The sequence below is a fragment of the Marinomonas lutimaris genome (assembly GCF_019426345.1).
GTDB classification, from domain to species: Bacteria; Pseudomonadota; Gammaproteobacteria; order Pseudomonadales; family Marinomonadaceae; genus Marinomonas; species Marinomonas lutimaris.
On record NZ_JAHLLW010000009.1, the window covers coordinates 37,018 to 60,141 of the forward strand.

24 protein-coding genes are annotated in these 23,124 nt (G+C 42.2%); 18 read left to right on the forward strand and 6 right to left on the reverse strand.

Going from position 1 to position 23,124, the window contains the following annotated elements:
• The first annotated feature begins 3 nt into the window (after positions 1-3).
• From dcd to KPL72_RS11975, 6 genes are all read left to right on the forward strand, one after another.
• Positions 4-588: a dCTP deaminase gene (gene dcd / locus KPL72_RS11945; RefSeq protein ID WP_219702895.1), complete on the forward strand. Its 585-nt coding sequence runs from the start codon at positions 4-6 to the stop codon at positions 586-588.
• 2,073 nt (positions 589-2,661) lie between these two features.
• Complete coding sequence (locus tag KPL72_RS11950) at positions 2,662-3,267, forward strand: AbiU2 domain-containing protein (RefSeq protein ID WP_219702897.1); 606 nt, start codon at positions 2,662-2,664, stop codon at positions 3,265-3,267.
• A 134-nt stretch (positions 3,268-3,401) separates the two neighbouring features.
• Positions 3,402-3,872, forward strand: coding sequence for a hypothetical protein (locus tag KPL72_RS11960; RefSeq protein ID WP_219702899.1), 471 nt, complete (start codon positions 3,402-3,404; stop codon positions 3,870-3,872).
• An 89-nt stretch (positions 3,873-3,961) separates the two neighbouring features.
• On the forward strand, positions 3,962-4,402 hold the full coding sequence (locus tag KPL72_RS11965) for a hypothetical protein (RefSeq protein WP_219702901.1): 441 nt from the start codon (positions 3,962-3,964) through the stop codon (positions 4,400-4,402).
• Between the two features lie 985 nt (positions 4,403-5,387).
• Positions 5,388-5,918, forward strand: a complete 531-nt coding sequence (locus tag KPL72_RS11970) for an NUDIX hydrolase (protein ID WP_100187309.1) — start codon at positions 5,388-5,390, stop codon at positions 5,916-5,918.
• Between the two features lie 28 nt (positions 5,919-5,946).
• Entirely contained in the window at positions 5,947-6,393 is a 447-nt protein-coding gene (locus KPL72_RS11975) for a DUF1499 domain-containing protein (RefSeq protein ID WP_219702903.1), read from the forward strand.
• Positions 6,394-6,454: 61 nt separating this feature from the next.
• Here KPL72_RS11975 and KPL72_RS11980 read toward each other — a convergent pair whose 3' ends face one another.
• Positions 6,455-7,183 (reverse strand): tellurite resistance TerB family protein, encoded by a 729-nt coding sequence (locus tag KPL72_RS11980; protein WP_219702905.1) that lies wholly within the window; start codon positions 7,181-7,183, stop codon positions 6,455-6,457.
• Between the two features lie 214 nt (positions 7,184-7,397).
• On the opposite strand from KPL72_RS11980, the gene KPL72_RS11985 reads away from it, so the two are divergent.
• From KPL72_RS11985 to KPL72_RS11995, 3 genes are all read left to right on the forward strand, one after another.
• Positions 7,398-7,682 (forward strand): DUF1294 domain-containing protein, encoded by a 285-nt coding sequence (locus KPL72_RS11985; protein ID WP_219702907.1) that lies wholly within the window; start codon positions 7,398-7,400, stop codon positions 7,680-7,682.
• 151 nt (positions 7,683-7,833) lie between these two features.
• The gene (locus KPL72_RS11990) at positions 7,834-8,712 is read left to right on the forward strand and encodes a diguanylate cyclase domain-containing protein (protein WP_219702910.1); all 879 of its coding nucleotides are present in this window, start codon (positions 7,834-7,836) and stop codon (positions 8,710-8,712) included.
• Positions 8,713-8,999: 287 nt separating this feature from the next.
• Positions 9,000-9,998, forward strand: a complete 999-nt coding sequence (locus KPL72_RS11995) for a branched-chain amino acid aminotransferase (RefSeq protein WP_212918332.1) — start codon at positions 9,000-9,002, stop codon at positions 9,996-9,998.
• Between the two features lie 76 nt (positions 9,999-10,074).
• Here KPL72_RS11995 and KPL72_RS12000 read toward each other — a convergent pair whose 3' ends face one another.
• A complete protein-coding gene (locus tag KPL72_RS12000; protein ID WP_219702912.1) occupies positions 10,075-10,620 on the reverse strand; it encodes a hypothetical protein in 546 nt (181 codons plus the stop codon).
• A 189-nt stretch (positions 10,621-10,809) separates the two neighbouring features.
• Here KPL72_RS12000 and KPL72_RS12005 point away from each other — a divergent pair, with 189 nt between their 5' ends.
• Positions 10,810-11,088, forward strand: a complete 279-nt coding sequence (locus tag KPL72_RS12005; protein WP_212918334.1) for a hypothetical protein — start codon at positions 10,810-10,812, stop codon at positions 11,086-11,088.
• Between the two features lie 125 nt (positions 11,089-11,213).
• On the opposite strand, the gene KPL72_RS12010 is transcribed toward KPL72_RS12005, so the two are convergent.
• A complete protein-coding gene (locus tag KPL72_RS12010; protein ID WP_219702914.1) occupies positions 11,214-11,714 on the reverse strand; it encodes a CpxP family protein in 501 nt (166 codons plus the stop codon).
• A gap of 238 nt (positions 11,715-11,952) precedes the next feature.
• Between KPL72_RS12010 and KPL72_RS12015 the strand changes: the two genes are divergently transcribed.
• The 3 genes from KPL72_RS12015 (at position 11,953) to KPL72_RS12025 (ending at position 14,520) form a co-directional block, all read left to right on the forward strand.
• A complete protein-coding gene (locus KPL72_RS12015; protein WP_219702916.1) occupies positions 11,953-12,639 on the forward strand; it encodes a response regulator in 687 nt (228 codons plus the stop codon).
• The gene (gene cpxA, locus KPL72_RS12020) at positions 12,639-14,027 is read left to right on the forward strand and encodes an envelope stress sensor histidine kinase CpxA (RefSeq protein WP_219702918.1); all 1,389 of its coding nucleotides are present in this window, start codon (positions 12,639-12,641) and stop codon (positions 14,025-14,027) included. Before KPL72_RS12015 ends, cpxA begins: the two co-directional genes overlap by 1 nt.
• A gap of 271 nt (positions 14,028-14,298) precedes the next feature.
• Positions 14,299-14,520 (forward strand): hypothetical protein, encoded by a 222-nt coding sequence (locus KPL72_RS12025; protein ID WP_212918338.1) that lies wholly within the window; start codon positions 14,299-14,301, stop codon positions 14,518-14,520.
• 21 nt (positions 14,521-14,541) lie between these two features.
• Here KPL72_RS12025 and KPL72_RS12030 read toward each other — a convergent pair whose 3' ends face one another.
• The 3 genes from KPL72_RS12030 to KPL72_RS12040 all read right to left on the reverse strand — a co-directional run bounded on the left by KPL72_RS12030 (position 14,542) and on the right by KPL72_RS12040 (position 17,908).
• On the reverse strand, positions 14,542-15,285 hold the full coding sequence (locus KPL72_RS12030; protein WP_219702920.1) for a class I SAM-dependent DNA methyltransferase: 744 nt from the start codon (positions 15,283-15,285) through the stop codon (positions 14,542-14,544).
• A 191-nt stretch (positions 15,286-15,476) separates the two neighbouring features.
• The gene (locus KPL72_RS12035; protein ID WP_212918340.1) at positions 15,477-16,769 is read right to left on the reverse strand and encodes an NCS2 family permease; all 1,293 of its coding nucleotides are present in this window, start codon (positions 16,767-16,769) and stop codon (positions 15,477-15,479) included.
• Positions 16,770-17,047: 278 nt separating this feature from the next.
• Positions 17,048-17,908 (reverse strand): TraB/GumN family protein, encoded by an 861-nt coding sequence (locus KPL72_RS12040; RefSeq protein WP_212918341.1) that lies wholly within the window; start codon positions 17,906-17,908, stop codon positions 17,048-17,050.
• A 217-nt stretch (positions 17,909-18,125) separates the two neighbouring features.
• On the opposite strand from KPL72_RS12040, the gene KPL72_RS12045 reads away from it, so the two are divergent.
• The 5 genes from KPL72_RS12045 (at position 18,126) to KPL72_RS12065 (ending at position 23,068) form a co-directional block, all read left to right on the forward strand.
• On the forward strand, positions 18,126-18,650 hold the full coding sequence (locus KPL72_RS12045) for an RNA methyltransferase (protein WP_219702922.1): 525 nt from the start codon (positions 18,126-18,128) through the stop codon (positions 18,648-18,650).
• A gap of 220 nt (positions 18,651-18,870) precedes the next feature.
• Complete coding sequence (locus KPL72_RS12050; RefSeq protein WP_219702924.1) at positions 18,871-19,620, forward strand: DUF481 domain-containing protein; 750 nt, start codon at positions 18,871-18,873, stop codon at positions 19,618-19,620.
• A gap of 12 nt (positions 19,621-19,632) precedes the next feature.
• A complete protein-coding gene (locus KPL72_RS12055; protein WP_219702926.1) occupies positions 19,633-20,655 on the forward strand; it encodes a CobW family GTP-binding protein in 1,023 nt (340 codons plus the stop codon).
• A gap of 212 nt (positions 20,656-20,867) precedes the next feature.
• Positions 20,868-22,673: an acyl-CoA dehydrogenase C-terminal domain-containing protein gene (locus KPL72_RS12060; protein WP_219702928.1), complete on the forward strand. Its 1,806-nt coding sequence runs from the start codon at positions 20,868-20,870 to the stop codon at positions 22,671-22,673.
• Positions 22,674-22,756: 83 nt separating this feature from the next.
• Positions 22,757-23,068: an SCP2 sterol-binding domain-containing protein gene (locus KPL72_RS12065; protein ID WP_219702930.1), complete on the forward strand. Its 312-nt coding sequence runs from the start codon at positions 22,757-22,759 to the stop codon at positions 23,066-23,068.
• The last annotated feature ends 56 nt before the right edge of the window (positions 23,069-23,124 follow it).

Sequence of the window (23,124 nt, forward strand, 5' to 3'; positions counted from 1 at the left end):
GTAATGCGTTTGTGTGACCGAGATATTATTAAAGCCCTAGACGAAGGTTCCATTGTCATCGAACCCCGCCCAGATAACAGCGTTATCAGCGGCGTATCTGTTGACCTACGATTGGGCAACTCGTTTCGCGTCTTTCAAGGTCACCCAGCGCCTTATCTTGACCTAAGCAGCTCAAAAGCGGACTTAAGCAAAGTTATTGAATCCGTGATGAGCGAAGAAATCCTTGTCGAAGACGGCAAACCTTTCTTTATTCATCCGGGCGAACTCGTACTTGGCGTTACCAAAGAATCTGTCACCTTGCCTGATAACCTAGTCGGCTGGCTCGATGGTCGTTCTTCCCTCGCACGCCTTGGCTTAATGGTTCACGTAACCGCACACCGCATCGACCCAGGTTGGAGCGGCGGCATCGTTCTAGAATTCCTCAACGGCGGCAAACTACCAATCGCCCTAAGCCCAGGCATGACCATCGGCGCCATCAACTTCGAAACCATGTCGGGTTCTGCGGATCGCCCTTATAACAAGCGGGATAACGCAAAGTATAAAGACCAAACTTCCGCAGTTGGTAGCCGGATTTCCGGCGAAAACTAGTTTTCAGTTTCTTCCTCTTTTTTAAGGGGAAGACGGAAAATGGGGCTGTTCTTTGTTCCCTCCCCTTATGTCTTTCAAGGGGGGGGTTAGGGTGGGGTTAATCTTTAGATCTTCAAGTCTGTTTGTTACTTCTCAACACTTCCTAGTTTGCAAGCTTAGTTCCGCTCTGCTGAGCGGGTAACTTTTTGCTAGCGCCCAAAAACTTCAGTTTAAAGGAAAGCAAAAATTCGCTTTATCGGGCTATCGCCCAAACGTCTCATTCATTTTGTTTAACATCACGTCTTGCAAGACGATTTTTATCGGAAGGCATAGATTGGTTTTGATGATGCTAGGAAAGGTATTTTTATCTGATTCTGAAACTCCATAAAGTCGCGCAACTTCGTCGCGTCGAAGCCGCTTTTTTAAATTTATCTGGTTCCACTCAAACGCTTTGTATTCCCAACCTTTATTCCGCTTTTTAATTCAGGAAAAAGCTGAGCTGGTAACTTTTGCCAATCGATGCAAAAGTAACCAAAAGGTCGCTTTATCGGGCTATCGCCCAAACGTCTCATTCACGTTGTTTAAGATTGGTCTAGCAGGACGATTTTTACCGTAAGGCATAGATTGTTTATTTAGTGAGAGACAGATTGTCAAACAATGACTCTGAAACTCCATAGGGTCGCGCAACTTCGTCGCGTCGAACTGACTTCATGTGTGATGCTGGTTTTTGTAGGGCGGATGAGGGAGGTACGACCGTGATCCGCCGGAGAAAGCGAAGCTTTCATATGTAGGTCGTCCTTCAGGGCGACGCGAAATTTAGATTCCATTCAAACGCTTTGTATTCCCAAGCTTTATTCCGCTTTTTAATTCAGGAAAAAGCTGAGCGGGTAACTTTTGTCCGCCGTTTAATTCAGAAAAGTACAAAAGTAACCAAAAAATCTTTTATCGGGCTATCGCCCAAACGTCTCATTCATTTTGTTTAACATCACGTCTTGCAAGACGATTTTTATCGGAAGGCATAGATTGTTTATTTAGTGAGAGACAGATTGTCAAACAATGACTCTGAAACTCCATAGGGTCGCGCAACTTCGTCGCGTCGAACTGACTTCATGTGTGATGCTGGTTTTTGTAGGGCGGATGAGGGAGGTACGACCGTGATCCGCCGGAGAAAGCGAAGCTTTCATATGTAGGTCGTCCTTCAGGGCGACGCGAAATTTAGATTCCATTCAAACGCTTTGTATTCCCAAGCTTGGTTCCGCTCTGCTGAGCGGGCTAGTTCCTTCCCCTTTCTTCAAGGGGAAGGTTAGGATGGGGTTATTTCTTTGGGTTTTAAAGGATATTTGTTACTTCTCAATAGCTCCGAGCTGCAGGTTTATTCCGCTCTGCTGAGCGGGTAACTTTTGTCCAGATCCACAAAAGTAACCAAAAGGTCTCTTTCTCGGGCTATCGCCCAAACGTCTCATTTACGTTGTTTAATTCTGGATTAGCAACACGATTTTTATCGTAAGGCATAGATTGATTATCTTGTGGGAGTTGGCTCGTCAAACAATGACCCTGAAACTCCATAGGGTCGCGCAACTTCGTCGCGTCGAACTGACTTTTTCGTAGCTAATTGTCTGCAAATTTATACCCGATACCGTAATGCTAATCGTAGGGCGCGATGAGGGAGGTACGACCGTGATCCGCCGGAGAAAGTGAAGCTTTCATTGTCTGAAACCGACTTTATTTTTGGATGAAATTTAAAACACAATTTATGGGTGGATATACAGTCTATTTTTGAGATGAAGGTATTTTTGCTCGTTTAACCATTTTAAATAAACCGGTTGTGCGCGTTTTGTGCTGGAGGTAAGTAAGAAAGTCTTTTAGTATCAAGGAATAAGGATTTACAGAGCAGAAATAACGCGCTGTGGATAAAAAGAATAACGCGCACGCTCGTTTTTCCTGTTTTTCCTGTTTTTCCTGTTTTAACTTTTGTTGATATCTCTATTTATGGTTTTAGAGTCAGTGGCTTATAGTAATATTAAGAAGGTTTCCAATCTGTGTAAACGCGCATGCGCATTAACAAAATGTTAGGCAACAATAGTGAGTATAAATATGGTAACAGAAGAATACACTAAGTATCTGAAAAGGCTTCAAAAAATTGTTTCAATGGAAGTCGTTCCTAAAACAGCTATGTTTGATTACTTTACATCAGATATTTATAAATATGATGAAGATCCTCTAAAAGTTGAGCCGTTAGTGTGGTATATCCAATCAGCTTTACTATCAGACTTAACGTTTTCTATTTTTCGACTTTTTGATGATAAATCTGATAAAAATTTATATCACTTTGTTCGATTTTCAAGAGAAAACGCAAATAAAATTGAATGGAAATCGCCTTTAACTGCTGATGATTTCAAAGAGCAGCAGACAATGCTAAAAAGTATTCATGATCGCAAAGATAAATTGAGAAGACGTCGCAATATGTATTTTGCGCATTATTCAGAAGATTACTTTTTTGAACCCGAAAAAATACAGAAAGAGCTCCCTTTTACTAGGGAAGATGCCATAGCATTGGTTCGAGTTGCTCAGCAGATTATTGGTAAACATTCTTATGCTTTGAGCAACTCATCAGCAATAAGTATTGATGGGTTCGTCTACGCTGCATCGGAGAAATTGTATGAAAAATTGAGAAGTAGCTATAATCAACCAATTGCCTAACAAACTGTTCAAAAGGGACTCGTAACGCGTACCATTTTCACTATGCGTTGCGTTTAGTGTTTAAGGTGGTATGCGCGAGCTTTGGTATTGCGTTGCTCACACCTTAACAGGACGTTATGTTTTCTGGAGAGATCGTGCGTAAAGAAGATATTAATGACCCTTTAAAGGAGTATGCGTTTGATTTCTTTTATTGGTTCTCACGATTTGAGTTTGCGCTTAAAGAAAACCGTTTCTTAAAACGCAATGGCGCTGGAGAAAATGCAGAACCGGGGTGGGATGCGTTCGTAGAAAGGTACGCAGAGATGTTCGAGCACACAGCGGAAACCAATAAGCTAATTGAACTTAACCCCAAAAGACAAAAGATTGGGGAGCATTCAGACCTTCAATGGCGCGAAGTAGGCTTAGCAGATTGTAACTCTGAACTCTGTAGAGTTGTTCGCTTACTTAAAACGATCAGAAACAACCTCTTTCACGGAGGTAAACACGGTGCAGAGGGCTGGGATAATCCAGAACGAACACAAGACTTATTGGTTACAGGTAAATCAATCCTAGATCAATTGGCAAGCTTGGCTGACATTGAAGCAGACTATACCCAATACTATTAAAAACATAACAAGCAAAGGCAGCATCGCCCTGCGGGCTGGACGCGCTACCGCGCGCCGCTGCTTTGGGCGTTATAGGGCAAAGGAAACTAATGGAAAGCATCGACTTCTATACCGTTTCATTAAAAAAGGTATACAAAGAATGGCCTCAAAGTACTCGAGACGCGATAGATCGAGATAGTAAAATCATCTGGTATTATTTTCTTGGTTGGGTTGCATTCCTTGTGCTGGCATTAGCTGGTGCAATGTACCTTATTGTAAGTGATGTTGTCCTTGATTCTGTTGGAAACAAAATACAGAGGGTTGGCTCACTCATGTCGTTGTTTATTTTGTTTGGGGAGATAGCTTTTATTTATAAGCTTAATGACCTCACAAAAGTGAAGCATCCTGCTGGGCTCATGTTTGAAATCTATAAAGCTAGATTCTTTAAGCCTCTGACAATATTTACATTAGTTGTATCATTTATCCTTGTGGCATCAGGTGCAATCATGTCTGGGTATGGTGATTGTATATATGAGCATTTTGCCCAATAACAAACGCATTAAGTCGCTCGCAGGCTTGCTTGGACGCCAAAACTACACGGCGATTTAGTTTTGTGCTTCGCAATTTTAAACCAATCGCCGCTAATTTTGTCGCCACTTATGCGGGCGTCACCTCCTTCGACGCGACGAAGTTGCGCGACTCTATGGAGTTTCCGAGTCATTAACGGAAAGATTCTCTCCAGCAGCATAACCAATCCATGCCTTACGATAGAAGTCGTGTTGCTAGACGTGATGTTAAATAAAGTAAATGAGACGTTTGGGCGATAGCCTGATAAAATAACGACCCCATCCTCCGCCTTCCCCTTGGAAGACAAAAGGGGAAGGGACTAAGCCCTCGCTCAGCAGAGCGGAAAAAAAGCTTAGGAATCCAAAGCATTTGAATGGAATCTAAATTCCGCGTCGGGCTAAAGCCGCGACCTACCATACAATGAAAGCTTTGCTTTCAGCGGCAGTTTTTAATTAGATAGTCGCTGCGCTTATGATGCCCTACGTCCTTTGTTTTCCATCACTGCAATCCTGAAGAAGTCAGTTCGACGCAACGAAGTTGCGCGACCCTATGGAGTTTCCGAGTAATTAACGGAAAGCCTCTCTCGAACAGCAAGACCAATCTATGCCTTACGATATAAGTCGTCTTGTTAATGATGATGTTAAACAAAGTGAATGAGACGTTTGGGCGATAGCCCGATAAAGAGACTTTTTGGTTACTTTTGCACTTTCCTAAATTAAGTAGTGGGTAAAAGTTACCCGCTCAGCAGGACGGAATAAACTTGCAGCTCAAAGTCATTGAGAAGTAACAAATATACTTGAAGATCCATAGAACAACCCCATCCTCCGCCTTCCCCTTGGAAGACAAAAGGGGAAGGGACTAATCCCTCGCCCAGCGGAACCAAGTTTGCAAACTAGGAATCGTTGAGAAGTAACAGATATACTTGCAGACCAAAGAAAACTAACCCAACCACACGAAGTGTCCCAATCTATGCGTTTACTAAAATCCTCTATCCATCCAAGCCTTGAATCCCTCGATCAATCTTCTTTTTTACGTCTTGCTGCCCGTGGGATTATTTTGAAAGGCGAGGATATTTTGATGCTGTACACCCAGCGTTACGATGATTACACCTTGCCGGGTGGTGGGATTGATGAAGGCGAGAATCAGGTGGAAGGTTTGATCCGTGAGTTAACGGAGGAGACTGGGGCGCGGAATATTCGCAATGTCGAGGCGTTTGGTTTATATGAAGAGTTTCGGCCTTGGAATAGGGATGGTTTTGAGATCATGCAGATGAAGTCTTACTGTTATACCTGTGAGATTGATGAACAGTTAGGCGAGACTAGTCTGGAAGATTACGAAGTCAAAAACGGTATGAAGCCGGTGTGGATTAATGTCCACGATGCCATTAAGCATAATTTGGATACCATTAAAAACAGCGATAAAAAAGGCATGTCGATTGAGCGGGAAACCTTTTTATTATCTATGATTCGAGATGAGCTGTTGGTTGTTGCAAGCTGTTAGTCTCTGGCTAAAGTTATTAGGATTGAGCATGTTTACTAGAAAACTTTTATATTTATTGGTGTTTATTTTATTGCAGGGGTGTTCAAGCCATATGCCGAATTTAGGTGTTTCTAATGAGAAGTTAGCTGAGTGTCCTAGTTCGCCAAATTGCGTGAGCAGTCAGGCACCGGTCAGTGATAAGCATTACATTGAGCCTATTGTGTTGAAAGGTTCCAATGTGTCTGCCCATGATAAGGTGTTGGCGGTACTGGAGTCTTCGAAACGCACTAAGGTTGTGGTGAATGAAGAGAATTATATCCACGCTGAATTTACATCCTTGGTGTTTCGTTTTGTGGACGATGTGGAGTTTTTGTTTTCGCAAGAGCTAGATGGAGAAGTGAGCATCGATATTCGTTCTGCCTCTCGTGTTGGGCACTCCGACTTTGGCGTGAATCGAAAACGTATGGAAGACATTCGCGGCAAACTTAATAAGTAGTCTGGTCGGTTATTGATTTGAAGGCGCTCTGTATATTCTGTAGAGCGCCTTTTTTATCAGGTCACAGTGTTTGTGAATGTTTCACTTCGTATTCGATGTTTTGACGCAGGTCGTTTGGTAAGTGTAGGGCGTCGCCTAGACGATCTAGGTAGCGGCGTTCTTCGTCGGTATCGATATCGATTGCGAGCATAGAAACGAGGTAAATCTCTGCCGATTGTGCTTCATTTTCAGACAGGCGTGCGATTGCGATTGGGTCGCTGGTTGCTCGTAGTTGCTCTATTAGAAATTTTTGTTCTTCTGCGCTGATACCTAGGTCATTGATTTCTTGTTCGATTCGGGCGCGTTCGGTCGCATCGATATGACCATCGGCTTTGGCGGCGCTGATCATGGCTTTTATTAGAATGATGTATGTATTTTGCGTCTGTTTGCTTGGCTTCTCTTCAGCGAGGTCGAAGATGCTACCTGCGGGCGCTTCGGGTATGGTGGTGGATGAGTCGAAGCTCTGATTAGGCTCAAGGTTAGTTATTTGTGTCGTGGTTTTGTCCTCTTTGTGAGCGCGCCAGGCTTTGTAGGCCATTCCGCCCACAGCTGCCATGCCACCGTATTTGATGGCTTTACCGCTCATTTTACGGGCTTTTTTGTTCGTTAATAACATGGCGGCTAATCCGCCAGCGACTGCACCGCCCATTAGACCACCGGGCATAGAGCCAGATTTTGCTTTGGTGACGGCTTTGCCAATTCCTGAGCCTGTAGAGCCCATAATGCTGCTTAACAATGAGTTGATATTCACGATTGAGAATCTCCTATTAATTTATTGGTTAATTGATCAGACTGAATAAGCGTGGGAGAGTTCATCTTTGGCTGTTTTGTTCCCTTTCTTTTACTCTTTAATTACGCTATTGAAAGGGGATAAATCTATGACTTGTTTGAGCTATTTATGTCGAAAAATGTGTTGATGGTTAGTGGGGAAGCGTGTCTAGTTTCCCGATGGGTGGTGAGTTGAAATGATTTATGTGTTTTCTATTTATGGCTTTCTTAGCCTAATCACTTTTTGTGTCTATGGTCTCGATAAGTCCGCGGCAAAGCGTGGCAAGCAGAGAGTTAGAGAATCGACTTTGCATTTGTTGTCACTGTTTGGCGGTTGGTTCGGTGCTCTGTTGGGGCAGAAGGTGTTTCGTCATAAGACGAAGAAGATGCGTTTTCTGGTGGTGTTTTGGCTGACGGTTGTGATGAATGTCTCTGTAATAAGTTATGCCATTTATTTTTTCAATTCTCTTGATGTTGGTTAATCTCGTTACGTTATGTAATTGGCGTAGGTTTTTTATTCAAAAACCATAGATAATAATTACTTAGATAGCAGCGCTAGATAGAGCGCTTTATTGGGTTGTCTTCTACAATCCATGAATGGCACTGATTTTTTATCTTTGGGTGTAATGTTTTATGAAAAACAATGAACTAGCCATTAGCCTTGCCGATGTGATGGAGCTGATGCTCGATGCGGTTTGTGTTGTTGATCGTGATGGAGGTTTCGTTTTTGTTAGTGCGGCTTTTGAGGATATGTTTGGCTACGCGCCCCATGAAGTGATTGGCAAGCCTATGATTGATCTGGTGTATGCAGATGATAGGGAAAGAACGCTAGGCATCGCAGAGTCTGTTGTTGATGGTCACATGCTACCTCGCTTTGAGAATCGTTGGGTGCGTAAAGATGGCAAGGTGGTGAATGTTCTGTGGTCGGCTAGGTGGTCGGAAGAGCACCAGGTAAGAATTGCGGTTGCTCATGACATTACTGAGCGTAAGGAAATGGAGGCTCAGTTGCTTTACGCAGCGGGCCATGATGATTTGACGGATTTACCCAATCGTACTTTGCTTTTGGATCGTTTGCAGGCGTCGCTAACCTTGGCGGAGCGTGAGCAGGCAGGTTTATCTGTTTTGTTTATTGATATTGATGGCTTTAAAGATATCAATGATGGTTATGGTCATGCGGTTGGTGATTTGTTGTTACAGCAAATAGCCAAAAGATTAGGGGCTTGTGTTCGTAAGTCAGATACGGTTGGGCGTCTTGGCGGCGATGAGTTTTTAATTATTTTAAATAAAGTGAGTAATACGGAAAGTGCTACTCTGGTTGCTGAGAAGATTCGTGCAATGTTAGCTGAGGCTTTTGTGATTGAAGGTTCTTCTTTGCTCGTTTCTGCCAGTATTGGTGTTGCCCGTTATCCTGAAAACGGTAAAGAGCCGTTGGATTTGGTGCAGTCTGCTGACCATGCTATGTATCAAGCCAAAAACTATGGCGGTGATAAGGTTGTTTTGACGGCTTCTTAGGTTTTTTTGCTTGGAGATGTGCTTTGGGTTATTGAGCACTTTTCATCGAAAAGGTAATATCCTTGTTACGTTTCATCACTCTTCTGTCAGTCTATTTTCTGCTTCAAATTAGCAAATATACTGGAAATACACATTCTGTTTGATCCGTGGTTTACGATTTGCTTTCTTCGTGTTGGTTTCCGTTTTACTATCGTGTCATTGGGCGAGAAGCAAAGTCTAGAGTCCACATAATATCTGTGTCGATCACTGGTATTGTTTGTAATCATTTAACTTTATAGGAAACAATAATGGCGGCTTTTGGTAGCGTGTTTATGCCTAAAATGGCATTGGCAACATTCGAAAATAATCAATGGAGTGACGCAAGCATTGTCGCATCGGACAGCATTCAATTGCATCCTGGTGCTCACGTGTTGCATTACTCAAGTACCTGTTTTGAAGGTTTGAAGGCGTTTCGTCATGCTGATGGCAGTGTACATGTGTTTCGTATGGACCAAAATATTAAGCGTTTAGCACAAAGTAGCCGTCTATTGTCTTTGCCAATTTTGGATGAAGCTCAAGTTTCTAAAATGATTATTGATGCGGTTGCTGAGTTTGCGACTGATGTGCCAGAGCCACCAGGATCTATGTATATTCGCCCAACTCACATTGGTACGGAAGCGGCGGTTGGTAAAGCGGCGGCGCCAACAGCAACGTCTATGTTGTATGTTTTGTTGTCTCCTGTAGGTGATTATTTTACTGGTGGTGCTAAAGCGCTTCGCCTTCTATTGGATGAAACGGGCATGCGTTGTGCGCCACACATGGGGATGATCAAAAGTGGTGGTAATTACGCCAGTGCTTTGGGTCCTATGATGAAGGCGAAAGCGGAAGTGCAAGCAGACCAAATTTTGTTCTGTCCAAATGGCGATGTACAAGAAACTGGCGCGGCTAACTTCTTGTTGATCGATGGCAATGAGATCATCACGAAAGGTTTGGATTCATCTTTCCTTCACGGTGTGACTCGTTCTTCTATCTTAACGCTTGCGAAAGATCTAGGTATGACGGTAAGTGAGCGTGATTTGACGGTTGCTGAGTTACTAGAGCGTGCCGCTAAGCCTGAAGTGGAAGCCGTGTTGTCTGGTACAGCGGCGGTATTAACGTCTGTTGGTACTTTTATCCATAACGATAAAGAGTACAAAGTAGGTACTGGTGAGCCAGGTCCTATCGCCCTAAAACTTCGTCAAGCATTGAATGATATTCAGTGGGGCAAGGCAGAAGACAAGCATAACTGGCTAACAAAGGTTTGCTAAGTTAGATCTGTTTAGGTTGTAAAAAAATGGGCTGACATGTTGAATGTCAGCCCATTTTTTATGCTGATTGAGTGCTTTAGAAATTGAGTCTTAGTGACGCAAACATGGCGTTTAGGTCGTTGCCATTGGTTTCTGCTGTGTCATAGTTTGCAGCCACAGAAAAGTTTGGCGTGACATAGTATCTAAGAGCAGCGGCAAAGCTGGTATCGGTTTGTGAGTAAACATCGTCGTGTTTAATTTTACCTTCTAACTCGACACGGTTTGTTAGAGTGGTTCGTACTCCCGCAGAGATTCTAAAACCTGTTTCGTCGTTGTTACCATAGTCCGCCTTTATGTATTGCAGCATACCGAACACATTGGACTGGCCGCCAACTGGCGCATAGACACCAGCACCGATAGCCAACACATCGAGTTCGCCGTATTCTGTGGTTTCAAGGGCAATAAAAGGGCCTGCCGATGTTTGAAAGGCGCCAGACAGTGATGAATAGTCATCGGATGATGAAGATGAATCTGGGTCGATTTTGCCAAATCCATAATCGATATAATCGAATGGACCTGCTTGAGCACCTGCTGATAAAGCGCATGCTGTGGCTGTTAAGCCGGATAGTATTATGTTTTTCATGTTCATATCCTTTGTTTTGATTTATGGGAAATCTGTCACATAAGGCGCTGGAACGTTTCTTTCCCCTTTATATTCTGCGGCGGATGTAGATATTAGTTTAGTGAACTGAGGCATTATTTTTGTCAATCTGACGCATTTTACGGTAACTTTACGGTATTGGCTTTTGTATACAGGTGAAGGGCGTTATTTATGAAAGAGGTTTTGAGAAAGCTCTGCTCTCCAGTGTTGGGGATGTTTGAGTCTGGTGAGGGAGATTTTGATTATAAATCATCCCATCGAACCATATTGATTGTATTAGGATTGCTCTGTTTAGTGATTGCATCCGTTTCTTTGACTATGACTCTGATGACAGGAGAGGCTGCCGGTATCATCCCTATCATGGTATTTTTACTAATGGGCTTGGTGTGTGAAATTGTCGGCTTTTTAGGTAGTGATCGTGCAGTGGCAAGAATTTGGAAACGCAGTTAATTAGATCGTTTTAAAATGTACTCATTTATATTGAGACCTTTGTACGACGACTGTGCTGAATACGAAAAAAGCGATCCTAGACTAGGATCGCTTTTTTGTTATCCGCTATTTGTAGTGATCGTGGCTTATTTGCGATCTTTGCCGTGATGGCGAGGCATGTCGTCACAATCTTCCATGCGCTCTTTTTGTAGTTCGATGAATTTGGTTTTTTGCTCAGGAGTTAAGATACTAAGCATTTTGTGTTGTTTGCTTAGCATGTCTACTTGACGCTTAACCTGTTTATCGGACATTTCTTGTGCCAGTTCAGTGGCTTTGGCTGGATCAAATTTGTCTGCAGTAAGTAGGGCGTTTACTTTATCAAAATGAGCCATGCGAGCTTTTTCGCCTTGTTCTTTTTGGTCATTGAAGCGCCCTTTCATTTCTTCTTTGTTAGCTTGGCGAAGCGTTTTGAATTGTTCTTTTTGGGTGTCAGTTAGATTCAGTTCTTTCATCATGCCGCGGTCTAGACCTGGACGACATTCGTCCTGTGGACCTTTGTGGTCTTTGCCGCCAAATGCAAATGCGCTAGTGCTCAATACTAGTGGTAAAACAACAGAGGCTAGGATAAGTTTTTTTGCCATTTTCATATTTTATTCCTTATATACTTTAGGGGATCAGATTGTTGATAATTACAGCGTTCTGAACGCATGGGAGTAGAATAGAGGTTGTAAGGTAAAGTGGCGTATCAGCTGGGTAAAGTATCGTAAAGGCTGCATCACGCACTGTATTTCGACGTAAAATGCTATCTGAGAGTTGCGCTTTACCTGGTGATCGCTGCAAGGTCTCTAGCTAGTTATTTATCTAAACCGTTTTTAGGAATTGTTGATGCCACATATTTTAATAATCGATGATGATGTTGAATTGAGTGATTTGCTCAAAGAAGTTTTGTCTTTTGAAAATTGCGCTGTATCTGTTGCTTATGATGGCTTGTCTGGTTTGGAAGCGGTGGATGATAGTGTGGATTTGATATTGCTTGATGTGATGATGCCTAAACTGAATGGCTTTGAAACCTTGAAGCAGCTACGTGAAAAATGGGATGTGCCGGTTCTGATGTTAACGGCGAAAGGTGATGAGATTGATCGTGTTGTGGGTCTTGAACTTGGTGCGGATGACTACTTGCCGAAGCCTTTTAGCGAACGAGAGTTGTTGGCAAGGATTCGTGCGATTTTACGTAGAACTCAGGTCAGTAAAGGTCAGCCACAAAATGATTTTGTGACGTACCGAGACATCAAGCTTTATCCAGGTCGCTTAGAAGCGTATTGCAATGGTGATTTATTAGATTTGACCAGTACTGAGTTTGCGCTTTTGCATTATTTTTTGCTCCACCCTGGCACCGTTTTAACCAAAGAAGACTTAAGTTTGGATGTGTTAGGTAAACGTTTAGCAGCGTTTGACCGAGCAATCGATATGCATGTTTCGAATTTACGTAAAAAATTGCCTGATTGGCCAAATGGCAAGCCTCGAATTAAAACCTTGCGTGGGCGAGGCTATTTATTGGTGGAGGGCGATTGATGCGCTTGCCAAAGATTACCAGCTTGTACGGGCGTATCTTCGCTATTTTTTGGTTCACTATGTTCTTGGTGATTTTGGCTGTGTTGGCTTTGCCTAGTTTTGACCCTCGTAAGCCTCGAGATATTCCACCTCCTCATTATGATCGGATGTTGGAAATAAGAGATCGAATCGAGCAAATGTTCTCTTCTTCGAAAGATTTGGTACCAGTTTTAAATAATTTAGAAGGCTGGTCACACCGCGGACCAGATGATCATAAACTGCGGCTTTTTATTACAGACCTTGATGGCAATGTAATCACGACGGATCGTCGTCCAGATTTTAGTTATAAGGCGTTGCGTAACTTTGTGACAAGCATTGATAATCCTCTTAGCCCCCAGCAAAAATTATATGGTAAGACGATGATTTCTGGGCCTTTTCCTGTTCGGTTGGCAAGAAAAGATTACTTTCTCTACATTGGCGCTCGCTGGAGTGAGCCGCCGCACTTCTTAATACAATTATTTGATCATCCATTTCGCTTGTTGTTGGCAGTGATGTTAGTCAGTACACCATTACTGCTTTGGTTGGCGTGGGCATTGAGTCAACCTGCTCGTCGTCTAGAGCTGGCTGCCCAGCGTGTAGCAAAAGGGGTGTTTGAAATTGACCCAGAGCTTGAAAAAGGCACGTCGGAGTTTCGCCAAGCAGGGGCTAGTTTTAATCAGATGGTGACGGCCGTTAACTTAATGATTTCGCGTCAGCAACGCTTGTTGTCGGATATCTCTCATGAGTTACGCTCACCTTTGACGCGACTAAGAATGGCGCAAGCTTTGGCGAAACGAAAGTTAGGCGACAGTGCAGATTTGACACGTATTGATACCGAAGCTCAGCGGCTTGAGCAGATGATCGCTAAGTTGCTTGAACTGTCGAGTGTTCAAGTGGACAGTCATTTGAATCGCGAAGCTCAGCCGCTTGCGAGTTTGTGTGATGCTCTGTTGGCTGATAGCCAGTTTGAGGCTGAGCAGGTTGGTAAGACTTTACTGTCTTCGGATGTTCCTAATCGAATGGTTAATTGTCATCCGCAGTTATTAATGAGCGCTTTGGAAAATATTGTTCGCAATGCTATTCACTATGGTAAAGAGCAGATAAAGGTTTCGCTGGACGTGAATGTAGATACTTTGAGTATTCGAGTGGAAGATGATGGTGAAGGTGTGCCTGACGATGAGTTTGATTCTATCTTTAGGCCTTTTTATCGTGTTTCGACCGCTCGAGATCGACACAGTGGTGGCGCAGGATTGGGCTTAGCCATTGCTGAAAACGCCATTCGTCAACATAATGGTACGATCAGAGCAGCTCGAAGTACATTAGGTGGATTGCTGGTGGAAGTCACTTTACCGTTATTAGCTGAGTCATAATATGTTTAAATCTTTGTTTATTAGTAGACAAAGCGATTAATTCAGCTCATATTAGAACCTCATCGTTCTTATTATGCAGTCGGTTAATCGCTTTCCCCAAAGATTTCCCTAAAAGTACAGAGTAACGCAGAGAGTGTTTTTCTCTCGCCACCTTGCCTTTTTATACTTTATTTGAATACGAAATTTGCTAGTAAGCGCTCGGTCTATTTGTTTAGACTCGTTTTAAAAAGAGAAAAGCCTTGTCGTTTTTCTCTAAAACCATAGGTAATACATGATTAATACAGCCAAAGAATTCGTACTACAGCGGATTTGCATTTTTGCAAGTCAGGCATTCGATCCTAATTCAGACTCGCAGGTGGTTGGATTATTAAAAAGCAAATTTAATATCCGTTTGCCGCAACGACGCTCTATCAATGAGTCTTTATCCTCTTCCGTTAGCGACCATGAAATTATTGCTTTGATTCTAAAATATCGCTCGATGACAGAGTCGTGAGTTTAAGCCATTAAGTCTTCTTTATTTTTTGACACATAAAAAAATAGCATTACCAGATAGCTTGTCCCAAGGTATGATTTTGTCGTGCTCATGTTCAAAAATATGAACGTCAAAATACGGCATTAATAGCACTTGTAACTCGTTAAAGCTTAATGCAACCATAGGGTGTTCGTCTGTCCAAAGTTGAGTTTGTAGTGCAGTTGTTTTTTCAATGCTCAGCTTTAGTGTTTGTTTTTCTCCCTCTCCACAGTAATACCAAGAAGAACCAAACGAGAACTCGCTATTGTCGTGAATGACGCTGTGTTTCGCAGAAAGCGTATTATTAATGTGGTTTTTGTCTACCGAGTTAAAACAAAAAACACCACCCGCACTGAGCGATTTGTGTACGCTTTGAATGCAACTTGTTAGGTTTTTAGTGTCGCCGCTGTAATGAATTGAGTATAAAAAACAGGTAATTAAGTCATAAGACTCGGCTGCATCAAATGCACACATATTGCCTAGTTCGAATTGCGCATCAGGGCATCGTAGTTTGGCAAGATCTAGCATCGGCTGATTAATATCTAAACCGCTAGATTGATAACCTGTTTGACTAAGATAGCTAATATGTGGTCCAGTGCCACAAGCTAAATCTAAATGTTGTTTCCCGCCATTGCCGAAAATTTGATGAAGTCGATGTACGTTGTTGCTTTGCGCTTGATAATTAATATCGGCACACATTAAATCGTAATAGCCGGATAGGTCCGTATAAAGCGCGTTTTCAGACATGTTTTCTTCACTTGGCGAGTTGGTAATATGGTAGGTAAAATTTGATGGCGAATAATATAGTAGATACTTTCATACGACTACAAAAACGTTCAGGTAATCACCAAGATCGTAATACTTGGGGAAGTTAGGATAAAAAACGGGAACAAAGGGTTACTTTGTTCCCGTTTTTTATTGATGTTTCGTTATCTTAATTAGACGAATATAAAGAATTTAGCGATAAACAGGGCTGCTAAAAGATATACTGCAACGCCTACTTGCTTGCCTTGACCTGATAGTAGTTTGATAACTGCGTAGCTGATGAAAGACAACGCGATGCCATCTGCTATTGAGTAGGTAAGTGGCATGGTAAAAGCAGCAATCAGAACTGGTGCTGCTTCAGTAATATCATCCCAATCTACGTGCGCTAGGCTGCTTGTCATCAATACAGCAACGTACATTAGTGCGCCAGCTGTTGCGTAAGCAGGAATAGAGCCAGCTAATGGTGCAAAGAACAGGCTTAGTATAAACAGTAGCGCAACCACTACGGCGGTTAAGCCAGTACGTCCTCCAGCGGCAACGCCAGAAGCGCTTTCGATATAGCTTGTTGTAGAAGATGTACCTAGTGCAGCACCAACTACTGTTGCGCCGGAGTCCGCTAGTAGTGCTTTTTTAAGGCGAGGTAGTTTGCCTTCTTTATCCAGTAAGCCACCACGTTGGCCAACGCCAATTAGCGTGCCCGAAGTATCAAACAAATCGACAAAGAAAAACGCGAAAATCACGCTTAACATACTTATTTGGAAAGCACCTTCTATGTCCATAGCAAGGAATGTTGGAGCAACGGATGGTGGCATTGATACAACACCGCTGAATTCATTTTGACCAAATAAAATAGACAATACTGTCACAAAAAGTATGCCGATCATTACTGCGCCAGTGATATTTAAATACGACAGCGCACAGATAACAAAAAATCCAAGCAAACCATAAATTGCAGTTGGTGAAGACAGATCGCCTAAGGACACCATGGTCGCAGGGTTTTTAACTATGATGCCTGAATTTTGTAGGGCAATCATAGCTAAGAAAAGACCAATACCTGCCGCGATCCCCAGCTTTAATGAAGACGGAATAGCATTAATAACCCATTCACGAATTTTAAAAATACTAATGAAGATGAAAAGAATACCGGATAAGAAAACCGCGCCAAGTGCTTGTTCCCATGTGTAGCCCATGCCTAAGACTACACCGTAGGTAAAGAAAGCGTTCAATCCCATGCCTGGTGCAAGAGCAATGGGGTAATTTGCGTACAAGCCCATAATCAAGCAACCAATGGCAGCAGCAAGACAAGTTGCGACAAATACAGCGCCTTGATCCATTCCCGCTTGGGCAAGAATAGAAGGGTTAACGAAAATGATGTAAGCCATCGTCAAGAAGGTAGTAATACCTCCAACAACTTCATTACGAACCGTGGTGTTGTGCGCTTTAAGTTGGAAATAACGTTCGAGCATGAGGGGGACCTTTTGCTAGTAGACGGCAGCGAATATTAACGGTGAGGCTATTTGTTTAAATTGACCCACAGTACAATACGCCGAGATAAGTTTAGTAACTGATCATTTGGTCAGTAAATAATTTCGGCGGCAAGTATAAAAAATTCGAGGTGATTTGGGGAGAAAAATTGTCAGAAATAATTGATGGATTGTAGTTAAGCGGTAAAAACGCACGTTTTCGTGAGTTTTTACCATTAGTTGCGTGTTTTTTGACTCTTACAATACAGTTAATTTGTCACTTATAGTCGAGTGACTTCATAGCCACCAGCTTTGAGCTTTGCAAGGATGCTGTCTGGCCCTGCAAGATGCATAGCGCCAACCATGATGAATTCGACATCACTGTCTTTTAACATATCTTCAATTTGAGGCATCCAAAGGTCGTTTCGTTCCACTAAAAGTGAGTGATACACCTCTGGGTAATCTTGTTTAAAATCTTTCAATTCTATGTCAGCCATGGCTTCCATATCGCCTTTACGCCAGCTTTCTCTTAGGTCATTCATGGTTTTTGGCATGTCTTTAATGTCTGACAATGTATAGTTAATAACATCATTGCTGTCTTGGCTATTAAGGTTACTGAGCATTTCGACTTGAGCTTCAGGTTCCTCAAGCCAGCCTTTGGTTTTTTGATCTTGTTGGGCTTTTTGCGCATAAAACTGATCCACCCCTTCGCTGGTAAAGCCTAAATGTTTCAGTTCAATCATGCTTAGGGAAATCGCTAGCGCGCTGGGTTTAAGATGTTGTATGGCGGTAAATGGGATTTGTCGAGCATTCAAATAGATTTTGAGTGATTGGCAGGTTTCCGGTGAGATCACTTGATCTATGGTCGTGCCATCAGAATAAGACAGCTCAGCTTGCATTTGTTGTTTGAACGTAGGGCTACCGATGGTTTCCATGTTGGTTTCAAAAATGATTTTGTCGGCCGCTTGATAAGCTTTCTCATAGGCTTTTGGTAAAGGGTAATCTTGTGGTGTAAGCAAATGAATAGTGCCACCAATGTAGAGCGTATTTGTTCCTGACGTGACTTTCCAGACAGAGGCTGCTTGGGTTTGAAATGTGGCGGCCGCAAGTAGGGTAAGGCCAAATTTTTTAAGAAGATTCATGGGTTTCCCTGAATGATTTGTGAATCAATAAGTCATTATTATAGTTTTTAGTTTACCTACATTGAGGGGAAGCGGAAGAGGGCTGTCAAAGTTGTACTCCTTTTTTCTCATTATTTGCTACAGTTGATCAGTTAATAACGAGATAAGGAATGGCTATAAAAATACACAAAAGTGTTATTATCGTCGTTCTTTAAAATGCTTGTGTAGTGAATTTTTGATGGAAAATGAATGTGTCTCTATAGGGTTAACGAATCCTAAAAGTACATCTAATGTTGGTTCTGTGATGAGAGCGGCTGGATGCTATCAAGTGGATCAAGTTTTTTATTCTGGTAGCCGCTACGACCGCGCTGTCAAAATGGCGACAGATACTAAGAAAGTCAGCACGTCGATTCCTTTGATTAATATAGACAGTCTTGGTATCGATAATTTAATTGATGCTGTGGATACTGATACAAAAATAGTGTGTGTCGATTTGATTCAAGGAGCCACACCTTTACCAGCGTTTCATCATCCTGATAAGGCTTTATACATCTTTGGACCAGAAGACGGTACGATAGGGCAAAAAATTGTTGATAGGGCGGATTTTGTCGTCTTTGTTCCTACCGTTGGTTGTATGAATCTTGCGGCATCGGTGAATGTTTTGCTCTATGATCGCTTGGCAAAATCTACACGTGCAACAGCGGGAGATGAACTTATTCGTCAGAGCAAAGACGTAAACAATAACGTAAAAGTGCGTATTTAGTGTAAACGTAAGGCTTCTTTGTTTTCTTATCTATTACTTTGCATATAGTTAACAGAATTTTGACTGTGATAATGCGGTATCAATGTAAAAATGTCTCTAAGCCTATATGGCGATTTAGAGGGGACGAGCGTTAGTGTTTTGTCTGCATGTCTTTTTTTTCGTTACATCCTCTGTTCGCCAACATGGAATTTGTTTGATGAGATAAAAGGAACGCATCTAAATGAAGCCCTTAAAACGAATCGTGCTCGCTATGTTTGCTTGTTCTGCACCTATCGTTTATGCCGAGCCTTTTGCTCCCTTAGAGCCGTTAAGTGCTGAGTTGGAGTTGGGCGTCATTGCAATTACTGGTAATACAGAAAGCACAGCCGTAAAAGCCAAAGCCACTATAAAGCAGGATTTTGTCGCTTGGAAAGCAAAATATCAGATAGATACTCTTTATAAAAGAGGCAAGAATACACCGGACGATGAAACCACAACCACAGCTCAAAAACTATTTATGTCAGCCCAAGGTGATTATAAATTAAGCAGTGAGGATAGCTCTGTGTTTGTTTATGGGTCTTATACCGGTGATCGTTTTAGTGGTTATGAATATCAGAATACCGTATCTGTAGGTTATTCTGGCCGGGTGTTTGCTGATGAAGACTCGTTTTTAGACTACAGCGTTGGTCCTGGTTATTCTTTTAGCCAAACGGATGACGGTGAGGAAGATGAAACGGCAATTGTGCATGTGGAGTTGCAGTATGAGTATACGATTAGTCCTAATGCCACGTTTCAGCAGGCGCTAAGTACCGAAGCAGCATTACAAAATGATAAAAACACGCGTTCTAAATCTGAAACATCTATTAGTGTACAGCTGAGGGATAACCTTAGTATGAAAGCCGCTTATAGTCTTACCCATAATAGTCAAGTGTTGGACGATAAAAAAAATACAGATGGCACAACAAGCATCATATTTGCTTATACATTTTGAGATATTCTCGTTATGCGTTATCAGGGTATAAAGGTCACTGTGGTGACAGGCTTTTTAGGTGCAGGGAAAACAACTCTGATTCGTCAGTTACTTGAACAATCCCCTTCTAATGAACGCTGGGCAGTGTTGGTTAATGAGTTTGGTGATATTGGTCTTGATAGTGCGTTTTATGCGGATTTAGGTGTGGCAATTAGTGAAGTGCCTGGCGGCTGTGTTTGTTGCACGACATCTGCCGCTTTTCAGCAAGGACTGAACCAATTAATTCGTCGATACAATCCTGATCGTATTTTTATTGAGCCGTCTGGGCTTGGCCATCCGAAACAGATTATGCAAAAGTTGCGCAGTGCTTCTTATAAAGATGTATTACTGTTGACTGGGGCATTTTGTGTATTAGATGCTCGCAATCTCAAAGACGAGCGTTATACCAAGCATGATATTTTTAATGACCAAATTGAGTCTGCTGACGGCATAGTATTTAGTCATGTTGATCGTTATCATCAAGAAGATATGGCTCTATTAGAGTCCCATTTTGGCAGGTTTACTTCAGAGAAATCAAAACCAGTACTTTTTATCTCCGATCCTATGACCTTGAGTGTAGACTCGTTAGACATTGGTTTAATGGATTCATTAAACACTTTTAATGTCTCTGAAAATGATTCGAATCATTCTTCTCACCATCACCAATATCCTGAACCTACTCATGATATAGAAACACAGATTCAAAACGAACGTTGGAGCTATCATAAACGTCAAAATGCCATGCAGGTTGTCGGCTGGCGCTGGCCTAGTCTTGATGAGTTTGATAAAGAGAAAGTGGCATCAATCATTCAAAATATGTCTAAGCTTAATGGTGTTTATCGTATCAAAGGTGTGTTTGTTATCAACTCAACCGAGGCGTTATTTGTGAATGTGGCACGAGGGGAAGTTGTGATCACAACATCATCATGGTACGAAGGTAGTCGATTGGAAATCATCGGTGGAATCGAGGGTGATTGGCTGGAATTTGCTCATAAGAGCTGTGCTGGATTACTTTAATTCAGATCGAGCTGGTTATATTTGCTAGCTTTGTGCTTGCTTATTTTTACTTAATTCTCTTTGTTTAACTGGCAAAATCTTATGCTTGGTCTATTTTGTCATTAACTTTGGCACCTTTTGTTATTGAGAGAAAGCCTCTGATAGAGGAACCTTTCTAGTATAAGAGGTTCCTATTGGAACTGATGGACAAAAACAATAAGAGGTCATAGGCCATGCCTGAATATAAAGCGCCATTGCGCGACATCAAATTCGTCACTGAAGAAGTTCTCGATTTTCACGGACACTACGCTAATTTGCTAGGTGCTGAAGAAGCAACGCCTGATATGGTGGCGGCGATTCTGGAAGAGGGTGCTAAGTTTGCTGAGCGTGTTCTTTCTCCTCTAAACCGTGTTGGTGATCAGCAAGGTTGTCAATTTAAAGACGGTGTAGTAACAACCCCAGACGGTTTTAAAGAAGCTTACCAGCAATATGTTGAAGGCGGTTGGCCTTCGTTGTCTCATCCTGAAGAAGTGGGTGGACAGGGCTTACCAGACTCTCTTGGTATGATGGTAACGGAAATGATCGCCACATCAAACTGGTCATGGGGTATGTACCCAGGCTTAAGTCACGGCGCGATGAATACCATCGAGCTACACGGCACAGATGAACAAAAACAAACCTATCTAACAAAGCTTGTGTCTGGTGAATGGACAGGCACTATGTGCCTAACTGAACCTCACTGTGGTACAGACCTTGGTATGTTGAAAACCAAAGCAGAGCCGCAAGCTGATGGCAGTTATGCCATTACTGGTACTAAAATCTTCATCTCCGCTGGTGAACATGATATGGCTGACAATATTGTCCATATCGTATTGGCTCGTCTACCTGATGCACCAGCTGGTACCAAAGGTATTTCACTGTTTATTGTGCCGAAACATAATGTTGATGATGCTGGTGAAATGGCAGATCGCAATCACGTTTCTTGTGGTTCTATTGAACACAAAATGGGTATCCACGGAAACGCGACTTGCGTAATGAACTTTGATGGCGCGAAAGGTTTTCTTATTGGTGAACCAAACCGTGGTTTAAATTGTATGTTTACTTTTATGAACACCGCTCGTCTTGGTACAGCATTGCAAGGTTTGGCTCATGCTGAATGGGCATTACAAAACTCGGTTGCTTACGCGAAAGACCGTTTGCAAATGCGTGCTTTGTCTGGGCCTAAAGCACCAGAAAAAGCAGCGGATCCAATTATTGTTCACCCTGATGTTCGTCGCATGTTGCTAACGCAAAAAGCCTTTGCTGAAGGTGGTCGAGCCTTGATTCATTATTGTTCTAAACTGGTGGATATCACTAAGAAGGGCTCTAAAGAAGAGAAAGAAGAAGCTGATGAATTAATGTCATTATTGACTCCGATTGCTAAAGCGTTTCTAACTGAAACCGGTTTTGAATCTGCTAACCATGGCTTACAAGTGTTTGGTGGTCATGGCTTTATCGCTGAATGGGGCATGGAGCAAAACGTACGTGATTGTCGTATTGCTATGTTGTATGAAGGGACGACCGGCATACAGGCGTTGGACTTATTAGGTCGAAAAGTACTAATGACTCAAGGTGCAACATTACGTCGTTTCACAAAAATCATTCATAAATTCTGTAAAGAGCACAAAGGCGATAAGCGCTTAAAATCTTATATCACTGCACTGGATAAATTGAACGGCGAGTGGGGCGATGTAACGATGAAAATCGGCATGAAAGCCATGCGTAACAAAGATGAAGTAGGTGCTGCATCTGTGGATTATTTGATGTTCTCTGGTTATGTCGTCTTAGCGTATTTCTGGGCTCGCATGGCCGTAACAGCACAGACAAAACTAGATGAAGGCACAGATGAAGTTGGTTTTTATACTGCCAAACTACAAACGGCAACGTTTTATTATGAGCGTTTATTACCACGTACTCGTGCCCATGTAGAAGCTATGTTGTCCGGTGCTGATAATTTATTAGCGATGGATGAAGATAATTTCTTATTTCTTAATGCGTAGTCAACATAACGAATAAGTGTCTTTGCATGTTGTTATTCTGTGCATAGTAAATAAAGTTTTAAAAGATTGAAGGGGTTGGTGATATGAGTGAAGCAAGAGGTGTTTTTGAATCCATGTTAAATCGTTTCGATGCTGACGAAGCTGATGATATGGAGGCTGTATTTCAATTTGACTTAGATGATGCTGACAGTTATTACTTAAGTATATCTGATGGAAAATGTGATATGGGAGAAGGTGAGCATGATGACCCAACCGTGACTCTTAGTATGGATTTAAATACCTTGAAAGATGTCATGAGTGGTGAGCTAGATGGTATGGCTGCTTTTATGCAGGGAAAAATCCGTGCCGATGGTGATATTATGCTGGCGACAAAATTGACGCAAATTTTCCCTTAATAGGGGATCTTTTAGCGATTTTATAGCTCTAAAGCTCAACTGCAATGTATGCAGTT